This window comes from Streptomyces sp. A0592 (genome assembly GCF_004795115.1).
Taxonomy (GTDB): Bacteria; Actinomycetota; Actinomycetes; order Streptomycetales; family Streptomycetaceae; genus Streptomyces; species Streptomyces erythrochromogenes.
The window spans coordinates 97,695-114,043 of record NZ_SSBM01000020.1 but is presented as its reverse complement, the minus strand read 5'-3'; the positions used below and the strand labels follow the sequence as shown (position 1 = coordinate 114,043).

Here is a 16,349-nt window from a genome sequence, read left to right as displayed (position 1 = left end):
GCCGCGCCTCAGGGGGCGGTCCGGTCCTCGGTGAGTGGCTGCGCCTGCTGCTCCGGTCGGCCGGCGGGTGCGGCCCGGGCGCAGTCGGGGTTGGTGCAGGGCGCGTCGGCGTAGAGGGGGACGTAGACGCCCATCGTCTTGTGCCGCTGGACTGTCGCGGGCAGTTGCTGACGGCAGTCGGGGCAGAGGTGTCCGGGGAGGGCTGCTGCGGGATGCTTTTCTCCGTCCATAAATCGACTTTACGTCCACTTTGCCCTGATTTGAAGCTTTCTTTTGGCCGTGTGCTCACGCCCCGCGGGCGGGCCCGCCGTCGCCCGGCGGTGGCGGTGGCGGTGGCCGGAGCAGGCTGAGGGTGACCGACGCCGCGAGGACGACGACGATCACGGCGAGGCTCACCGGTGAGGGGATCTCGGGAATCGAAGGGCTGATCAGCTCGTGCGAGGCCTGCAGGACCAGCTTCACGCCGATGAACGCGAGGATCAGGGCCAGCCCCGTACTCAGGTAGTGGAAGCGGTCCAGCATGCCGGCCAGCATGAAGTAGAGCGCCCGCAGCCCGAGGATGGCGAAGGCGTTGCTGCTGTAGACGATGAAGGCATCGCTGCTGACGGCGAGCACGGCGGGCACGCTGTCCACCGCGAAGACCAGGTCGGCCGCCTCGATCGCGGCCACCACGGCCAGCAGCGGCGTGGCGACGCGCCGGCCGGCCTCCTTCACGACGAACTTCGTCCCGACGTAGTCGTCGCTGACCGGGACGACCTTCCGCAGCAGCCGGACGACGAGGCTGCGCCCCGGGTCGAAGCTGTCGTCCTCCTCCTTCAGGATCTTGTACGTGCTGTAGAAGAGGATCGCGGCGAAGACGTACAGGACGGCCGTGAACCGGCTGACGACGGCCACTCCGGCGGCGAGGAACACCCCCCGGAACACCAGCGCGCCCAGCACCCCGAAGAACAGCACGCGGTGCTGGTAGGCCCGCGGGACCTTGAAATAGCCGAAGATCAGAGCGAAGACGAACAGGTTGTCGACCGACAGGCTCTTCTCCAGCAGCCACGCCGTCGTGTACTCCACACCGGCCTGCGTCCCCACGACGGCGAACACGAGGCCGCCGAAGGCCAGGGCCAGGCCGACCCACACCCCGCTCCACGCGGCCGCCTCCCGGAAGCCGATGACGTGCGCCTGCCGGTGCGCGAGGAGATCGACCGCCAGCGCCAGGAGGACGGTGACGGCGAAGACGATCCACAGCCAATAGGGCACGTCGTGCACGGCGGACCCCCGCGGGGCGGGCAGTAGGGCGGCGCTCTTACACGCAATTTTGCCGTAATTATACTTATTTGCCCTTTTGGGTGGGCGAATGCTCCAACGCTGTGCCGCACCCCCCCGGCGCCGGCCGCCGGCAACGGCTACCGGCTGAGCGACCGGAGCGCCGCCGCGTCGTACGGCTTCAGCTCGTCGAAGCGGTCACCGAGGACCTTCGCCGCCCACTGCGGGTCCTGGAGCAGCGCCCGGCCGACGGCGACCATGTCGAACTCGTCGCGCTCCATGCGGTCCAGGAGGTTGTCGATGTCGCCGATCGACGCCCCCTCGCCGGCGAAGGCGCGCAGGAAGTCGCCGTCGAGGCCGACCGAGCCGACGGTGATGGCCGGCAGGCCGGTGAGCTTCTTGGTCCAGCCGGCGAGGTTCAGGTCCGAGCCCTCGAACTCCGGGATCCAGTAGCGGCGGGTGGAGGCGTGGAACGCGTCGACGCCGGCCGCCGCCAGCGGGGCGAGGATCGCCTCCAGCTCCTGCGGGGTCTGCGCGAGCCGGGCGTCGTAGGCCTCCTGCTTCCACTGCGAGTAGCGGAAGATCACCGGGAAGCCGGCCGGGACGCGCTCGCGGACCGCTGCCACGATCTCCGCGGCGAACCTCGTACGGGCCACCGCGTCGCCGCCGTAGGCGTCGGTGCGGCGGTTGGTCCGCTCCCACAGGAACTGGTCGAGGAGGTAGCCGTGGGCGCCGTGCAGTTCCACGCCGTCGAAGCCGATCCGCGCGGCGTCCGCGGCCGCGTCGGCGAACGCGCCGATGACGTCGTCGAGGTCGGCGCCGGTCATCGCCCTGCCGGTCCCCTCGGTGCCGTCGACACGGATGCCGGAGGGGCCGACGGCGGGCGCGTCGGCGTACGGTGCCTCGCCCTGCTTGCGGGCCATGCCTATGTGCCACAGCTGCGGCACGATCGTGCCGCCCGCCTCGTGCACGGCCGCGGCGACCTTCGCCCATCCCGCCAGCTGGTCCTCGCCGTGGAACCGCGGCACCCGGTCGCTCTGCCCGGCGGAGTCGTGGCCGACGTAGGTGCCCTCGGTGACGATCAGGCCCACTCCCGCGGCGGCCCGGCTCGCGTAGTACGCCTGCACGTCCTCGCCGGGCACACCGCCGGGGGAGAACATCCTCGTCATCGGAGCCATCGCGATGCGGTTGGGGACGGTCAGCCCGTTCAGCGTGACGGGCCGGGAGAGGATCTCGGCCGCGCGCGAGGGAGTGGACGTGGTGACGGTCATGCGGATCCTCCGGATTGAGGCTGTGGCCCGCCGGGGTGGGGCGGCAGCGAGAAGTGCATACTACACACGATATGTATCATGCATATTGCCGCCGGTCCCGGCCCGGCCCGCCCCTCCCGCGGAACCACAACGGACCGCTCGGCGATAATGGAGCGCCGGACGGAGTAGGAGTCGCAGTGCTGGAGAAACTGGAGCGGGAGCTGATGCTGCTCTCGAGGCACCAGGTGCTTGGCCGGCGCGAACGCGACCCCGAACGCCTGGACCGCTCGGCGTACCTCCTGCTCAGCCGCATCGACACACAAGGCCCCATGTCCATCGGACAGTTGGCGGAGGCCTTCGGCCTCGACACCTCGACCGTCAACCGCCAGACGGCCGCACTGCTGCGCTGCGGACTGGCCGAGCGCGTCGCGGACCCCGACGGAGGCATGGCCCGCAAGCTGCGCATCACCACCGAAGGCGGCCACAGGCTCACCGCAGACCGCGAGGCCAACCGCTCCTGCCTGGCCCGGGTGATCGCCGGCTGGTCCCCCGAGGAGGTACAGGAGCTGGAGGACGTCCTGGTCCGCCTCAACCGCAGCGCCGAAGCCCTCGAAGGACGCTACTGGCCGCGCACGGAGGAAGACGCCCCCCACACCGCGGACCACCCGGCGGCGCCCCCGCACGAACCCGCGCCGCGAGCCCTGTAGCGGTCGAAGCAGTCGATCCACCGGAGCGACCCCGTGGCCGCGGCGGCGGCGACGGACTCGTCGTCAGGAGAGCGGCGGCCGGCGCCGGGGCGCGGGCACCGAACGCAGGAGCTCCCACAAGGGGCGCGAACCGGCGGCCCACTCGGCGAGCACGTGCCGGTCCACCAGATGCAGGCGCTGGTCCCGGGCGAAGTCCGCGGCATTGCCCGTGAGCCGGCCGTTGGTCAGCATGACCAGCACGTCACCGTGATGGACCTGCCGGCCGGTGCCGTTGAGCACATGCAGCTCGGGAGTGCCGACCGGCTTCCCCGACCACCCGGCCCTGCGGTGCTTGCACTGGATCACCCAACGCCGCCCGAAGGGATCGGTCGCCTTCACATCCGCACCGTTGTCACCGCGGCCACCGACCCGCTGCGCGTCCGCGCACCCGTCCCGGTGCATGAGGTCACGCACCGCGGGACGGCTTCGCCCCACGGCCGCACCAGCCCGAGGGCGAGCAGCGCGAGCCCTTCGCAGACCACGGACAGCCCGATCGCGTACGGGCGTTCCCACGCCGCCCACCGGTGGTCCTCGTTGTGGCCGGCCGGGCCCAGCACCAGCGCGACACGCCACAACCCGGACGGCAGGACGCACAGCGGGACGGCATGGGCCGCCCGGACCGCCCAGTGGGGAACGGGCCTGCGGCCGGCCGGTGCGCCGACCCGCGCCTCTGCCTCTGCCTCCGCCGTCGCTGCTGCTGCTGTGTCCCTGGCATGCGTGGTCATCCGTGCCCCCCGGCGAGATCCGACGTGGTCAACCTTCGCGTGCAGGAGGGGTGTTCGGCGTCCGCCCCGGGTTGAGCCGACGGGCGACCACGGGATGGCGCAAGTCCTCGGCCGGGAACCGGCGTTACGGGCGGTCGGCCGCCGGGCCGGGCGGGGGCGCGAACAGCGCCTGGACGGTTTCGGCGGCGGTTTCGCGCAGCCAGGCGTGGGCGCGGTCGTCGTCGTATCGCCGGTGCCACAGCAGGTACAGGGGGACGTCGGGCAGCGGGATCGGCGGCTGCAGGGTGACCAGGCCGAGCCGCTCCCGGGCCGTGCGGGTGACCGCGTCGGGAAGGGTGACGACCAGATCGGTGCCGAGCGCGAGTTGCAGGGCGAAGGCGGTGGTGGGGCCGGCGGCGACGACGCGGCGTTCGAGGCCGTGCGCGGCCAGGGCGTCGTCGACCGGGTCGCGCAGGCTTCCGCGCCGCGAGACGGTGAGGTGTCCTGCGGCCGCATAGCGCTCGGGAGTCGACGGGCCGTCGGCGAGCGGGTGGCCCGGGCGGACGGCGACGACCAGCCGGTCCCTGCCGACGAGGCGGTGGCGGATGTCGGGCAGCGTCGGAGCGCCGGCACTCGATTCGAGGTCGACCTCGCCCCGGCGCAACTCGGCGTCGTCCGTCCCGGGTTCGGCGGGCAGCCGCAGCTGGACGCCGGGGGCCCGGCGGTGGACGGCGGTGATCAGGGCCGTGCCGCAGGCCGCGGTCAGGGCGTCGTGCCAGCGCACGGTGAAGACCCGCTCCAGGGCTGCCAGGTCGAGTTCCTGCTGCGCGGACAGGAGTTGGTGGGCCTGCTCCACGAGGGCGTGGACCTGGGCGCGCATGGCCAGCGCGCGGGTGGTAGGGACCATGGTGCGGCCGGTGCGGACCAGGATCTGGTCGCCGGTGGCCTTGCGGATGCGGCCCAGGGAGCGGCTCATCGCCGGTGGGGTGACGTGGAGCCGGGCTGCAGCGCCGGCGACACTGCCCTCTTCCAGCAGGGCGTCCAGGGCCGTCAGCAGGTTCAGATCCAGTTGCATGACAGTAACTCTACAACTGACAAGCATGCACTTGTTGTTAACGATTGGGCGGCCTACCTTCGAAGAGCGGGGGAGGAGCGACCACCCCGCCCCACCGAATCCCCAGGGAGCCCACCATGAGCACAGCCACGCCCTTCACCACCGACGCCACCCTCCTGACCGCAGTGACCGCCGCGGTGAAGACCGCCGGGGCCGCACTGCGCGACCGCTACACCCCGCACGCCCGGGGCGTGAGCCTGGACGAGGTCGTCGACGAGATCCACGCCAACGACGACGCCGTGCTGGACGTGCTGCGCGAACCCCTGCTGCGGGCCCGGCCCGGGTCGCAGTGGGCCGAGGACGAGCTGGCCGGCGGCGCGCTCCCGCCGGGGGAGTGGTGGGTCGTCGACCCCGCCGAGGGCAACATCAACCACGTCCACGGCATGGAGGACTGGGCCGTCACCGCCACCCTGGTCAGCGACAACCGGCCGGTCCTCACCGTCGTCCACCTGCCGCTGACCGGCGACACCTACACCGCAGTCGCAGGCGGCGGCGCCCGCCTCAACGACCGGCCCCTGAAGGTGTCCGCCAAGACCGACCTGGGCGCCGCCCTCACCGGCACCGGCCAGGCCAGGCCCGACGAGGACGAGCGCAGCCTCCGGCGGATCGGCGACTCCGTCACCGCCATGCTCATGGGCGGCCTGGTCGTACGCGTGTCCGTGCCCGCCACGATGCAGCTCATCCACGTCGCCGCCGGCCGCATGGACGCCTTCTGGCAGTTCTCCGACGTCCGCTCCGGCCTGGTCGCCGGCGCCCTGCTGGTCTCCGAGGCCGGAGGCACCGTCACCGACCTGGCGGGCGAACCCTGGAGCACCGCCGGCCGCGACTTCCTGGCCGCCGCCCCCGGCATCCACACGTCCGCCCTCAAGGTCCTCGCCCCCCTCGCCTGACCCGACGGTCCTGCACCCACCCCACCCCACCCCACTCCTCCTCCCCACCCCGACACCGCAAGGAGCACACCGCATGACCGACATCGGCATCCTGGGCACCGGCCGCGTAGGAACCAACCTCGCCGGCAGGCTCTCCGCAGCCGGACACCACGTCACCCTCGGCCACCGCAACCCGCAAGGCGCCGCCGCCCGCACCACCGGGCCCGCGCCGGCGCCGCGGATCGCCTTCGCCGACCACCGCACCACTGCCCGCACCACGAACATCGTGATCAACGCGACGCCCGGCGACAGCTCACTGGACCGCCTCACCGACCTGCGCGCCGAACTCGCCGGCAAGATCCTCATCGACGTCTCCAACGCCACCCGCGACGCCGCCGACGGCCTGCCCGGCGACCTGTGCCATCCCGGCAGCAGCCTCGCCGAGAAGCTCCAGGCCGCGCTCCCCGACACCCGTGTGGTCAAGACCCTCAACACCATGCTGTTCACGGTCATGGCCGCCCCCGAAACCCTGGCCACCCCTCCGACGGCCTATCTCTCGGGCGACGACGAGGACGCCAAGAAGACCGTCGCCGGCCTGCTCGGCGACCTCGGCTGGCAGCCCGAACAGGTCGAGGACCTCGGCGACATCAGCACGGCCCGCGCCACCGAGGCCATGATCCTGATCGTGCCCCACATCCTGCGCCGGCACGGCTTCAAGCCCTTCGCCGTCTCCCTCGCCCGCTGACACAAGGAGGCCGGCCGCGAGAACGGCAACCAAGTCGGGCCTGTCCTTCCCGCTCACGGCGGATGCGGCCGGGACGGCGGGCGTGGCGTCGGGATTTGTGCGGGTCGCCGGGTGATGATGCCGTGGTGCGACTTGATCACGTGTCCTATGCGGTGGCCCGCGACAGCTTCGTCTCGACCGTCCAGTGGATCGGATCGGCCCTCGGCGCCGGGTTCGTCGACGGGGGCGTGCACCCGCGGTTCGGCACCCGCAATTTCATTCTCCCGCTGAGCGGCGGCACCTTCGTCGAGGTCGTCACCACACTCGACCACCCCGCCGCCGACCGGGCGCCCTTCGGCCAGGCCGTCGCGCGCCGCGCCGCCGAGGGCGGCGGCTGGCTCGGTTGGGTGGTCTCCGTCGACGACATCGCCCCGGTCGAGGCCCGCCTCGGCCGCACCTCGGCCGAGGGCCACCGCGTCCGCCCCGACGGGTTCGACCTGAGGTGGAAGCAGATCGGCCTGCTGGAACTGCTGGAGGACCCGCAACTGCCCTACTTCCTCCAGTGGTTGGTCCCCACCGAGGAGCGCCCGAGCGCCGACCCCCGCACCCCCACCACCATCCACGGGGTCTCCATCGCCGGCGACGCCGCCTCCATCGCCGAATTCCTCGGCGAACCGGCCGACCACCCCCTCGACCAGATCGACGTCACCTGGGTCGAGGACGAGGAACCGGGCCTGGTCTCGGTCGAGTTCGCCACCGCCAACGGCCCGGTCACCATCTGACCGGCGCCCGCCCCCCCAGGAGCAGCCGCCCGGGGCCTTCCGGCCGAAGGGCGCCGCAGACAACACGGTCCGGGCAGCCCGCAGTGGTGTCCGGCCCGGTGTTTCACCGGGCCCTGGTGAGGTTGAGCAGCCACGGCGCCCGGCGGGGGCCGCGCCACCCAAGGCCACGCAGACACACCGGAACCAGAGCCCCGATCGAGGTACTGCTACCGGCCCGCCGCGCGACGGCCCTGCGGGCCGGGGCCCTGAGGGCGGATCCGGGGGCCGTCAGGCCGCGACGGGTTCGTCCGCGAGGAACTCCTCCACGAACTTCCGTGCCCGGCGGTCGAAATCGGTGTACTGCGCCTCCCGCTCGGCGCCGGCGACCGCTGCACCGACCAGCAGATTGCCGTCGGCGTCGATGCGCTGCGGCCGCTCCTCCGCGTCCAGGAGCAGGCCTACGGTGGAGCGGGAGAAGCCGCAGTAGTAGGCGATGCCGTCGCTCAGGTTGGCCTCCAGGACGGACTGCATCGACTCCGCGAGGGGATCGTCTGCGGCGGCGCCCGCCAGGGCCAGCCACAGCATGCGCTTGCCCGCCAGGCGCGGCTTGCTGCGCCCGTAGGCGAACCCGTAGTTCCAGACGCGGTCGATCCACCCCTTGAGGACGGCGGGCACGCTCTGCCAGTACACCGGGAAGACGGCGACGACGACATCGGCGTCGAGGATCCGCCGCATGTGGGCGTGCGCCTCGTCCGAGTACGCCTTCTCCCGGTTGCCCCAGTCCGGCTGGTCCTCCCCGTTCATCCGCGGGTCGAACCCCTCGGCGTGCAGGTCGAGCAGGTCGATGCGGTATCCGGCCGCCTCCAGCCGGGCCGCCGCCCGGCGGGCGGTGTGGGCGGTGAGGGAATCGCTGCGGTGGTGCGCGACGACCACGAGGGCTGTCCTGGTCTCTGTCCTGGTCTCACTGCTGTGCTGCGGCACGGTGTCTCCCGAGGGCTCGATCTGTGCAGTGAGTCCAGTACAACCGCGGCGCCGTAGATGATCCATGGGAGAAACTCTCCAGGACATAGGAGATCGTCTACGATTGCGCTGTGGATCCTCTGAGTTCACTGCTGAGCGGCATCCGGGCCGAGGGCTCGGTCGTCAGCCACGCCGTCCTGACGGCGCCCTGGAGCATCACCTTCGCCGACGCCGCTCCGCTCACCATGGTCAGCGTGCTGCGCGGGAGCGGCACGCTGCTGCTGCCCGACGGCACCCAGTGGGCGATCGGCGCGGGCGACACGGCCGTCGTCCGGGGCCCCGCACCGTTCCGCCTCGCGGACGAGCCCGCCACGGTCCAACACCCCCACACCGCGTACGAGATCAACTGCTTCACCGCGGACGCCGCCTGCACCGGCCGGGAACTCGACGGCATCCACTGGGGCACCGGCCCGCAGGGAGCCACCGCGCTGATCGTGGGCGCCTACCGCGCCTCGGGACACCGCCACGAACGGCTCCTGCGCGCCCTGCCGCCCGTCCTGGTCATCGCCGAGGACGCCGAGGTCTGCGCCTGGCTGGAGAACGCCGCCGCCGACGCCGCCCGGCTCTCCGCCGGTTCGCAGGCCCTGATGGACCGGCTCCTCGACTGGGCCCTGGTCTGCACGCTGCGCACCTGGTTCGACCGGGCGGGCGCCGACGCCCCCGGCTGGTACCGCGGCCTCGCCGACCCGGTCCTCGCCCCCGCCCTGCACGCCTTCCACGGACGGCCCGCCGAGAGCTGGACGGTCGCGTCGCTGGCCGCTCAAGCCGGCGTCTCCCGAGCCCTGTTCGCCCGGCGCTTCACCGAGCTGATGGGCCGCCCGCCCCTCGCCTACCTCACCGAGTGCCGCATGGACGACGCCGAGGCACTCCTGGCCGACACCGACCTCGGCATCGCCCAGATCGCCAAGACCGTCGGCTACGCCGACGCCTTCGGCTTCAGCGCCGCCTTCAAACGCCACAAGGGCCTCAGCCCCAGCACGTTCCGCACCACGGTGGCGTAGGCCGCGGCACACGGCCGCAAACCACGGACCCCACGCTCCGTCCCGGAGCACGACACCGGGCCCTCGTACCGGAGCGCGGCCGCCGAGACGGTGCAGTGCTCGGCCCCGTGGAGCGGGCCGAGCCGGCCTGAAGGAGGTCCCGGCCCGCCCCGAACCGGGATCGACGCAGCCAACGCCGGCCGAAGCGTGGGCAGGACCGGCCCGGCGGCTCCAGGAATTGCTTCCGAGGGGCTCCGTTCCGGATCCTGGACGCCCTACCCGCCTGCCGGGGGCCGGCCGCAGGCAGGGAGGTCGTCCTCTCGTGGGAAGAGGGACTCCGCACCGGTCATCCGCAGCAGGCGCTGGAGTTGGGGAGCCGGGTTCGCCAGGTGGATCGAGGCGTTGGCCTGGGCCGCTTCCAGCCGTGCGGCGATGAGTGCGTTGAGCCCCGAGGAGTCGCAGAAGGTGACCCGACTGCAGTCGGTGACGATGCGGTCGACCCGCGAGGCGCTGAGGAGTGCCAGGGCTTCAGCGAGGGCGCGGCGGAGGAAGGGCGCGCTGGTGATGTCGATCTCGCCGGTGGGCCGGACGGCGGCCACGCGTCCGACGATCTCCACGACCGGCTCCGTGCCGTTGCTCTGATCGTTCCGCTCGGTCACGGTGGTACCTCCTCGGTGTGCGGCCCTGCATGGACGGTCGGTTCGTGGGCGGGGGCTCAGGTACTGCGTTGGTCGTTGCTGTCCTGGCGGAGCCGGTCGGTGTGGCGGGTCATGGCGTCGATGCGGTCGGCGAGGTCGGTCTCGTCGTCGCCCAGATGGGGCCGGGTGCCGGCCAGAGGGCCGACCAGGCGGGCGGCGTCGTTGTCGGCGAGCGCCAGGTTGAGCTCGCCGACGGCTCCCGCGGCGTCGGCGGGAAGGCCGGTGAGTGAGGTGACCTGTCCTGCGAGGCGCCGCAGGTCGGCCGCGTTGTCGCGGGCCCAGGCGGTGACGGTGCGGTCGGCGGCCCGCGAGTCGCGGGTCGCCTGTACGCGCTGCTCGCCCGTGCTTCCCGCGGCACCGGGGCGCAGCCGAAGGTAGCGGCGTTCAGCGGCTTGGCGGCTGGCGACCCCGAGCGGCCCGGCGAGATCGGCCCAACTGGCGCCCTGGCCGCGGGCGGTCTCGATCAGCACGCTCTCCCAGCCGGCGAGCTGCTCCCGGACCTCGCGCAGCATCAGCAGAGCGGCCAAGGCCGGGTGGGGGCCCGCGGCCGGTACGGATGCAGCCCCGTCCTGCGGGCTGCCCGCGGTGGACTGCCGGGTGTCCGCCACGGCCTTGCTGATGATCTCCAGGGCGGCGGCGGCAGCCGTGAAATCGACCGGCTCGGGAAACGGGGGCTCGCTCATGACCACTCTCCGGAATGTCGTCGTTTCGTTGCCATGCGACACCGTCATTCTTCCAGTGACGCTCTCACTTGTCATCGTTTCGATGACATGCTACAACGGTGGCACGTTGAAGCGCATTGGCAGTTCCTGCCTGAACCAACTGGAGGTGTTTCGCGATGTTGATGCGCACCGACCCGTTCCGTGAGATGGACCGCATCGTCCAGCAGCTGTCCGGGACGTCCGGGACCTGGTCGAAGCCGTCCGTGATGCCGATGGACGCCTACCGCGAGGGCGACACGTACGTCATCGCCTTCGACCTCCCCGGGGTCAGCACCGACGCGATCGACATCGACGTCGAGCGGAACATGCTCACGGTGAAGGCCGAGCGCCGGCCCGCGGGGAAGTCCGACGGCGTGCAGATGGAACTCTCCGAGCGGCCGCTGGGTGTCTTCTCCCGCCAGGTCATGCTGGCCGACACCCTCGACACCGAGCGCATCGAGGCCGACTACGACGCGGGTGTCCTGACCCTGCGGATTCCGATCGCCGAGCGCGCCAAGCCGCGGAAGATCACCGTCGGCGGCGAGTCCGGCCGCAAGCAGATCTCCGGCTGACCGGGCCGGCACCGTCGGCGGAGGACGGGGAACCCGAACCCCCTCCGGCACCCCGTCCTCCGCACCCCTCGCCCCATGCCCCCCTCCCGTGGAGGTGACGTGAGATGTCGATGCGCCGGGAAGCGTTTCTGGACCATGTCCAGGAACGCGGCGAGTACCGGACCCGGGAGGAGGCCGAGCGCGCAGCCCGCGTCGTCCTGGCCCTGCTGGGCGCCCACCTCGTCGGCACCGTGCGGGCCGAGCTCGCCGCCCGCCTCCCCGAGACCTACGCCCTGATCCTCCTCAACCCCTTGCAGGCCGCAGAGCCGCTCTCTCCCGAGCGCTTCGTCCGCGCGACCGCAGCCTGGATCGAGGGCGCCACCGAGAAGACGGCCCTGTGGGACATCGGCGCGGTCCTGTCCACCGTGGCCGCGGCGGCCGGAGACGTCCTCATCCGCGAAACGCTGCTCCAGCTCCCGCCCGGCTACGGCCTCCTCTTCGGCCACCCCCAGCCCACCTGACGCCCGCCGCGAGCGACGAGAAAGGCAACCCGACCATGTACGACCAGCCGCGAGCGAACCCGGCCCAGCCCGCCATGACGTTCGACCAGATGCTGGAACGCGTGCGCTACGAAGGCGCCCACCCCACCCGTGAACGCGCCGAGGAAGCCGTCCGCACCGTCCTGGCCGCCCTCGGCCGGCAGCTCGTCGGAGACGAACGCGTCGACCTCGCCCAGGCCCTGCCCGTCGAAGCCGCACTCGTCCTGACCGCCCAGATCCCCGACACCGAACAACTCACCGGGTGGGGCTTCGTCAAAGACCTCGCCACCCGAACCAACACCACCCCGGCCGTCGCCCGCTGGGACACCGGCGCCGTCCTCGCCGTCGTCACCCGCCTCGCCGGCCCCGACCTCCTCGCCCGCATCCTCCGCCAACTCCCGGACGGCTACGCCCTCCTCTTCGGGCAGGCACAGCTACGCCAGCCCCAGCCCGCCGCCTGACCCCGCCCCGGCCGGCAGCCCTCCCGCGACGGGGACTCCGGCGCAGGATTCCCATCGACATCGTGCGTCTGTGCCCACGATCCTGCCCGGGACCGACCGATGACAGTGCGCGGCGCATGCGGCCAATCTGCACCGGGGAATCGGGAGCGTTGGGGATCCGCCGGTGAGCCCGGCGCCGGGCATGTCGGGGTCGAGTAGCGCGACGGTGGGGTGGTGGGCGAGAGCGGCGGGTAGGACGGCGTCCCCGCGGGCCACCTCGCCCACGACCTCCACGTCAGGTTCCAGGCCCCGCAGCGCGGCCGGGGCACCCTCGGATCGTGTGCATGTCCTCGGCCGGCAGAATGCGGATCGCTGTCCGCCCTCCCCGTGGATCGCGACCGCCGATCGCGGAAGCGCCCCCGGCCCGCCGGAGTTTGCGCAGGGGCCGCGACACAGCCTCGCGGCGCCGCATCGGGCGTTCGCAGCCACCTCGAACGGCCCTGGATCCGCGCGATCCCTTCCGGGTACCGCCTATACGAACTCGCTCTTGTGGAAGACGCTCGCGTGGCGGGCACCCGACGTGTTCGAGTGGAAGCCGAAGGCGAGCCGCGGCCCGCCCGGAGATTGCCAGATTGCCATGCCCTGCGGTTCGCGGCCTGGCAGGCACCGGAGGCCGACCGCTCCACCCCTGGCGTCGTCATCACCGCACTGTCCCTGGCGGTCATGCCGTTCCTCTCCGCCGCGCCGGGCGCGAACTCGGATCCGCCAGCGCGGCGGCGGACTCCAAGCAGACCCTGTCGTGCACCTACCTCTCCGCCGCCTCCTCATCGGGCTGGTCCCCAACATCACGCTCGGCTGGTCCTGGGCCGACCCGCTCGCGCCCTCGTCATCGCGGCCATCGTCCTCAAGGAAGGCCGCGACGCCTGGCAGGGCAAGGGCGCTGCTGCGCGCCCGCAGTCGCGGCCGTGACGGTCGCCGGACCGCAGGCGGGCGCGCGGCTGCCGCCCTGGCTGCGATTGTTGTTGACCGCACCGCCCGGCATGAGGGCCGATGAGGCGCTGCAACAGCGGAACGGCGTACCGGGGCGGGGCCCGGCCGCGGTCGCTGGGTCCGGCAGACGGAAGGCAGACCCCGGGGGCTGGTAGGCGTTCGCCGGTCCAACACTTCTGGGGGGCAACGGTGGGCGCCGGACTGCGGTCCGCGCTCCTGGGATGCCGGTCGTGCGGTGTTGCCGCCGGGCGGCTGGGACCGCTAGCATCCCCCACGGAATTGAACATGCTCAAATTTTGGGGGGCTGGTGGGGGAGGAGACGCCGGGCCGCCGGCTCGACGTCGTGTTGTGGCCGGCGTTCGTGGCGATGGCCGCGGGTCTGGTCGGGACGTTCGTCTGGGCCGACACCACTGTGCTGGTGCCGGAGTTCGGCGGGATGCTCACGCCGGTGTGCGTGGCGCTGCTCGGTACGGTCCTGGCGTGTCTGCCGCTCGTGGCTGCGGTGCAGCTGCGGCGGCGGCCGCGTAACACCGTGGCGGCCTGGTGGGCCGGGGCTTCGGTGGTTCTCGTGCCGGCGTTCCTGATCGTGCTGGCCGCTGCGGGGACGGGCCCGTGGCTCGTCTGCTGCGCCGTCGTGATGATCGTCTCCTGCACTGCCACGCTCGTAGCCGTCCGGGACGGGGGGCAGGGTTCGCCCGGCGCCGCGCGGGCCGCGGCCGCCGCGGCCGTCCTCGCTCTCGTGGCGGCGGCAGCTTCCTACCCCGGACCGTACACGGCCTATCCGGGAGTCTGGTCCGCCCCGCAGGGCTCCGCGTCCCTTTCCCTGACCCAGCCGCACGGTGTGGAGCAGGGAGGTCGGTACACCCTGCGGATCGGAACCTGCACCGAGCGGGGCGAATGGGCCTTCGACCACCCGCAGACCTCGGAGCCGGTCCCTATCTGGCTCAACCGCGAGGACACGGCCGCATGCCTCCCCGACGGCTCGGCGATTCTTGCGTACATCGCCGGCGGAACCCGGGCGGCCCCGGTCATCCAACTCCCCGGTCTGCGCCTGACCAAGCAGTCCGAACCTCAGGATGCAGCGTGACGCCGGCATCAAGCTGTTCCCGGTCCACCTGGGCGAGATCACCCAGCCGTTAAGGCCATCGCGAAGAAGCGGCCCCGCACACCGCGTCGGGGTCCTGTGACTGAGTCGTACAACACGAGGAGCGGTGATGGCGACACACCGGGCCCCAGTCTTCGTCAACGAGGGTGCCTACGGGATCTTCGACCACGGCGAAGTACCCATCGAAAGCGCGGACTGGTCCGGTGATTTGATCGCCACCATGTCCGCAGGGGCCCTGGTGCGAACTGGCATCAATACCGGGAACGTGCGCGTGGAGGTCCGGACAGGCACCTCGGAGGACTCGGCGGGGGAATGGGAAGAGCAGGCCACAGCGCTGGTCTGGTCGCCCACGGGCAGCCTGCGTATCGAGTCGGTCGTCGATGGACCGCAGTTGGAACTCCCGGTCCTGTCCGCCTCCGGCCCGGGATGGTACGAGCTGGAGGTCAAGGCACGCGGGCGCCGAGAAGCCCCGGACGCTTCCGTCCTTGAATCCGGTGAGACCTACCTGATCTCCCTCCGCCTCGTTCCTGAGCCGACGGCTCCCATGCCTGCCGGATCCTCGGCTGCACCGGACCCAGACGAAGAGGCCAGGCGGCGACGACTGCTGCAAGGATGAAAAGTCCAGGAGTTTGTGTCCCGCCCCGCTGCGACCGGGCGGGCCACGCCCGGTTCCGGAGCGCAGCGTTGGCGCCAGGGCCTGCCTCCCGCCTCCGCGGAAGCCCCCTGGGGTCCGGCCAAGGACCTAGCCAGGCGCGGGAAGTCGAAGATTCCCACCCCTCCGGTGGGGTAGGGGCCAGCACCCACCGGTTCCGGCGGTGCGTGCTGCTGCAACCCGGCACGCTGCACGGGCAGCACGGCCGGGGTATCGCTACGGCGATGATGGGACGCGTCCCTCCTTGGCGTGGTCGCTGATCCCGGCGAGCGTGGCTCGGCCCGGCTGCGGGCCGCGGACGACACGCACACACCGCGCTCCTGAGGCCACCGGACCGTCGCGTCCTGGCGCATTCGCCCCGTCTGGCAACGCGTCACCGTGCAGTCGGTTACCGGCTTCTCTGGCACGCCCTGTTCCTCTACCGGCAGGCCGCCGACCACGGCCTTCCCGACTCCCGGTTCGGCCGGGACGACAGGCCAGCAATCTTTGCCAAGCTGTGGCCGCATGGCCTGGACCCCGACGGCAGACCTGCACCGCCGTGGCAAGCCTCCGTGGCGATTGAGCGGAGTTGACACCTGCCGTCGGGCGCGTCGGTAGGGGCCGCGCCGGCTACAGCTTCCGACAGAGTTCTTACCGGGAACGCCATCAGCAGGCCGAGGGCCGCGTCGGCCAGTTGGGCGGTCTCGACATCGGCAACGGCGGCGTAGGCATCAGTCGGCGCGGGGAAGCCCGGCATGCCCAGTTCGCCCTCCCTCGCCAGGTCCACCTTGCTGACGGTGTAGGCGAGGGCGCCGAGGCAAGCGGTGAGGGCTGCGGCCGAGCGCTTCTTGCGGGATCGGGGCATGGGTTCATCCTGTGGTTTTGGGATCGCGGCCGTCCTTGGGACTCGGGAGCAACCGTGACCACCGACAAGCAGTTCAAGAAGGACACCCGCGATCTCGACCTGGTGGTGACGGCCGGCGAACGGCACCGTACGGACGAAGGGGCTCACCCTCGCCGACAACCCGGGCCCGCAGACGATCCAGACGGGGTACAGCGACGTGGTGTCGGTCGGCTGGTGATCCGTGAGGCGGCCGGGCTCGTCCCGGGCCGTCATGTGGCGCCGGCGGAGGTCGAGTTCTCCAGGAGGAACTGAGACTGCCCTCACGGCCGGTCGAGTCTGCCCTCGGGTACCTGGCGTCCGCGGGGTCGCCCGGCGTAAGCAGGACAAGGACGTACGCGAGACGTATGCAGGACACAGGCATCACG

20 protein-coding genes and 2 pseudogenes are annotated in these 16,349 nt (G+C 71.9%); 12 read left to right on the top strand and 10 right to left on the bottom strand.

The annotated features are described in order from the left end of the window. Window positions 1–8: 8 nt before the first annotated feature. The 3 genes from E6U81_RS25870 to E6U81_RS25860 all read right to left on the bottom strand — a co-directional run bounded on the left by E6U81_RS25870 (window position 9) and on the right by E6U81_RS25860 (window position 2,528). A complete protein-coding gene (locus E6U81_RS25870; protein WP_136232490.1) occupies window positions 9–230 on the bottom strand; it encodes a hypothetical protein in 222 nt (73 codons plus the stop codon). Window positions 231–285: 55 nt separating this feature from the next. Continuing rightward, a complete protein-coding gene (locus E6U81_RS25865; protein WP_136232489.1) occupies window positions 286–1,260 on the bottom strand; it encodes a TerC family protein in 975 nt (324 codons plus the stop codon). A 137-nt stretch (window positions 1,261–1,397) separates the two neighbouring features. Then, window positions 1,398–2,528, bottom strand: a complete 1,131-nt coding sequence (locus tag E6U81_RS25860; RefSeq protein WP_136232488.1) for an NADH:flavin oxidoreductase — start codon at window positions 2,526–2,528, stop codon at window positions 1,398–1,400. Between the two features lie 203 nt (window positions 2,529–2,731). On the opposite strand from E6U81_RS25860, the gene E6U81_RS25855 reads away from it, so the two are divergent. Next, a complete protein-coding gene (locus E6U81_RS25855) occupies window positions 2,732–3,214 on the top strand; it encodes a MarR family transcriptional regulator (protein WP_240804025.1) in 483 nt (160 codons plus the stop codon). 63 nt (window positions 3,215–3,277) lie between these two features. Here the strand turns inward: E6U81_RS25855 and E6U81_RS25850 are convergent. The 3 genes and pseudogenes from E6U81_RS25850 to E6U81_RS25840 all read right to left on the bottom strand — a co-directional run. Next, window positions 3,278–3,670 (bottom strand): annotated as a pseudogene (locus tag E6U81_RS25850) (restriction endonuclease); the annotation flags it as partial. Then, a complete protein-coding gene (locus E6U81_RS25845) occupies window positions 3,589–3,978 on the bottom strand; it encodes a hypothetical protein (protein ID WP_136232486.1) in 390 nt (129 codons plus the stop codon). The gene E6U81_RS25845 and the pseudogene E6U81_RS25850, both read right to left, overlap by 82 nt. Before the next feature lie 124 nt (window positions 3,979–4,102). After that, on the bottom strand, window positions 4,103–5,032 hold the full coding sequence (locus tag E6U81_RS25840) for a LysR family transcriptional regulator (RefSeq protein WP_136232485.1): 930 nt from the start codon (window positions 5,030–5,032) through the stop codon (window positions 4,103–4,105). A 116-nt stretch (window positions 5,033–5,148) separates the two neighbouring features. On the opposite strand from E6U81_RS25840, the gene E6U81_RS25835 reads away from it, so the two are divergent. The 3 genes from E6U81_RS25835 to E6U81_RS25825 all read left to right on the top strand — a co-directional run bounded on the left by E6U81_RS25835 (window position 5,149) and on the right by E6U81_RS25825 (window position 7,446). Then, a complete protein-coding gene (locus E6U81_RS25835) occupies window positions 5,149–5,961 on the top strand; it encodes an inositol monophosphatase family protein (protein ID WP_136232484.1) in 813 nt (270 codons plus the stop codon). 73 nt (window positions 5,962–6,034) lie between these two features. Continuing rightward, window positions 6,035–6,685: an NAD(P)-binding domain-containing protein gene (locus E6U81_RS25830; protein WP_136232483.1), complete on the top strand. Its 651-nt coding sequence runs from the start codon at window positions 6,035–6,037 to the stop codon at window positions 6,683–6,685. Between the two features lie 125 nt (window positions 6,686–6,810). Beyond that, window positions 6,811–7,446 (top strand): VOC family protein, encoded by a 636-nt coding sequence (locus E6U81_RS25825; RefSeq protein ID WP_136232482.1) that lies wholly within the window; start codon window positions 6,811–6,813, stop codon window positions 7,444–7,446. 267 nt (window positions 7,447–7,713) lie between these two features. Here E6U81_RS25825 and E6U81_RS25820 read toward each other — a convergent pair whose 3' ends face one another. Continuing rightward, a complete protein-coding gene (locus E6U81_RS25820; protein ID WP_240804022.1) occupies window positions 7,714–8,406 on the bottom strand; it encodes an NAD(P)H oxidoreductase in 693 nt (230 codons plus the stop codon). Window positions 8,407–8,516: 110 nt separating this feature from the next. On the opposite strand from E6U81_RS25820, the gene E6U81_RS25815 reads away from it, so the two are divergent. Then, window positions 8,517–9,446, top strand: a complete 930-nt coding sequence (locus tag E6U81_RS25815; protein WP_136232481.1) for an AraC family transcriptional regulator — start codon at window positions 8,517–8,519, stop codon at window positions 9,444–9,446. Between the two features lie 254 nt (window positions 9,447–9,700). Here the strand turns inward: E6U81_RS25815 and E6U81_RS25810 are convergent, their stop codons facing one another. Both E6U81_RS25810 and E6U81_RS25805 read right to left on the bottom strand, forming a co-directional pair. Beyond that, the gene (locus E6U81_RS25810; protein ID WP_168714741.1) at window positions 9,701–10,084 is read right to left on the bottom strand and encodes an STAS domain-containing protein; all 384 of its coding nucleotides are present in this window, start codon (window positions 10,082–10,084) and stop codon (window positions 9,701–9,703) included. Between the two features lie 56 nt (window positions 10,085–10,140). Beyond that, complete coding sequence (locus tag E6U81_RS25805; protein WP_136232479.1) at window positions 10,141–10,806, bottom strand: HSP18 transcriptional regulator; 666 nt, start codon at window positions 10,804–10,806, stop codon at window positions 10,141–10,143. 155 nt (window positions 10,807–10,961) lie between these two features. Between E6U81_RS25805 and E6U81_RS25800 the strand changes: the two genes are divergently transcribed. From E6U81_RS25800 to E6U81_RS25775, 6 genes and pseudogenes are all read left to right on the top strand, one after another. Next, window positions 10,962–11,396 (top strand): Hsp20/alpha crystallin family protein, encoded by a 435-nt coding sequence (locus E6U81_RS25800; RefSeq protein ID WP_136232478.1) that lies wholly within the window; start codon window positions 10,962–10,964, stop codon window positions 11,394–11,396. A gap of 104 nt (window positions 11,397–11,500) precedes the next feature. Then, complete coding sequence (locus E6U81_RS25795) at window positions 11,501–11,896, top strand: DUF2267 domain-containing protein (protein ID WP_136232477.1); 396 nt, start codon at window positions 11,501–11,503, stop codon at window positions 11,894–11,896. 35 nt (window positions 11,897–11,931) lie between these two features. Further along, window positions 11,932–12,375, top strand: coding sequence for a DUF2267 domain-containing protein (locus E6U81_RS25790; protein ID WP_136232476.1), 444 nt, complete (start codon window positions 11,932–11,934; stop codon window positions 12,373–12,375). 648 nt (window positions 12,376–13,023) lie between these two features. After that, window positions 13,024–13,323: pseudogene (locus E6U81_RS41215) on the top strand (cation transporter); the annotation flags it as partial. A gap of 328 nt (window positions 13,324–13,651) precedes the next feature. Beyond that, complete coding sequence (locus E6U81_RS25780) at window positions 13,652–14,431, top strand: hypothetical protein (RefSeq protein ID WP_136232475.1); 780 nt, start codon at window positions 13,652–13,654, stop codon at window positions 14,429–14,431. Between the two features lie 127 nt (window positions 14,432–14,558). Continuing rightward, complete coding sequence (locus tag E6U81_RS25775; RefSeq protein WP_136232474.1) at window positions 14,559–15,065, top strand: hypothetical protein; 507 nt, start codon at window positions 14,559–14,561, stop codon at window positions 15,063–15,065. Between the two features lie 454 nt (window positions 15,066–15,519). Here E6U81_RS25775 and E6U81_RS25770 read toward each other — a convergent pair whose 3' ends face one another. Further along, on the bottom strand, window positions 15,520–15,945 hold the full coding sequence (locus tag E6U81_RS25770) for a hypothetical protein (protein ID WP_136232473.1): 426 nt from the start codon (window positions 15,943–15,945) through the stop codon (window positions 15,520–15,522). Between the two features lie 54 nt (window positions 15,946–15,999). On the opposite strand from E6U81_RS25770, the gene E6U81_RS25765 reads away from it, so the two are divergent. Next, on the top strand, window positions 16,000–16,236 hold the full coding sequence (locus E6U81_RS25765) for a hypothetical protein (protein ID WP_136232472.1): 237 nt from the start codon (window positions 16,000–16,002) through the stop codon (window positions 16,234–16,236). The last annotated feature ends 113 nt before the right edge of the window (window positions 16,237–16,349 follow it).

Excerpts from the sequence above, each read along its gene's own strand:
- E6U81_RS25870 (WP_136232490.1), bottom strand. The coding sequence starts at position 230 with ATGGACGGAGAAAAGCATCCCGCAGCAGCCCTCCCCGGACACCTCTGC.
- E6U81_RS25860 (WP_136232488.1), bottom strand. The coding sequence starts at position 2,528 with ATGACCGTCACCACGTCCACTCCCTCGCGCGCGGCCGAGATCCTCTCC.
- E6U81_RS25855 (WP_240804025.1), top strand. The coding sequence starts at position 2,732 with ATGCTGCTCTCGAGGCACCAGGTGCTTGGCCGGCGCGAACGCGACCCC.
- E6U81_RS25845 (WP_136232486.1), bottom strand. The coding sequence starts at position 3,978 with ATGACCACGCATGCCAGGGACACAGCAGCAGCAGCGACGGCGGAGGCA.
- E6U81_RS25840 (WP_136232485.1), bottom strand. The coding sequence starts at position 5,032 with ATGCAACTGGATCTGAACCTGCTGACGGCCCTGGACGCCCTGCTGGAA.
- E6U81_RS25835 (WP_136232484.1), top strand. The coding sequence starts at position 5,149 with ATGAGCACAGCCACGCCCTTCACCACCGACGCCACCCTCCTGACCGCA.
- E6U81_RS25830 (WP_136232483.1), top strand. The coding sequence starts at position 6,035 with ATGACCGACATCGGCATCCTGGGCACCGGCCGCGTAGGAACCAACCTC.
- E6U81_RS25805 (WP_136232479.1), bottom strand. The coding sequence starts at position 10,806 with ATGAGCGAGCCCCCGTTTCCCGAGCCGGTCGATTTCACGGCTGCCGCC.
- E6U81_RS25800 (WP_136232478.1), top strand. The coding sequence starts at position 10,962 with ATGTTGATGCGCACCGACCCGTTCCGTGAGATGGACCGCATCGTCCAG.
- E6U81_RS25795 (WP_136232477.1), top strand. The coding sequence starts at position 11,501 with ATGTCGATGCGCCGGGAAGCGTTTCTGGACCATGTCCAGGAACGCGGC.
- E6U81_RS25790 (WP_136232476.1), top strand. The coding sequence starts at position 11,932 with ATGTACGACCAGCCGCGAGCGAACCCGGCCCAGCCCGCCATGACGTTC.
- E6U81_RS25775 (WP_136232474.1), top strand. The coding sequence starts at position 14,559 with ATGGCGACACACCGGGCCCCAGTCTTCGTCAACGAGGGTGCCTACGGG.
- E6U81_RS25770 (WP_136232473.1), bottom strand. The coding sequence starts at position 15,945 with ATGCCCCGATCCCGCAAGAAGCGCTCGGCCGCAGCCCTCACCGCTTGC.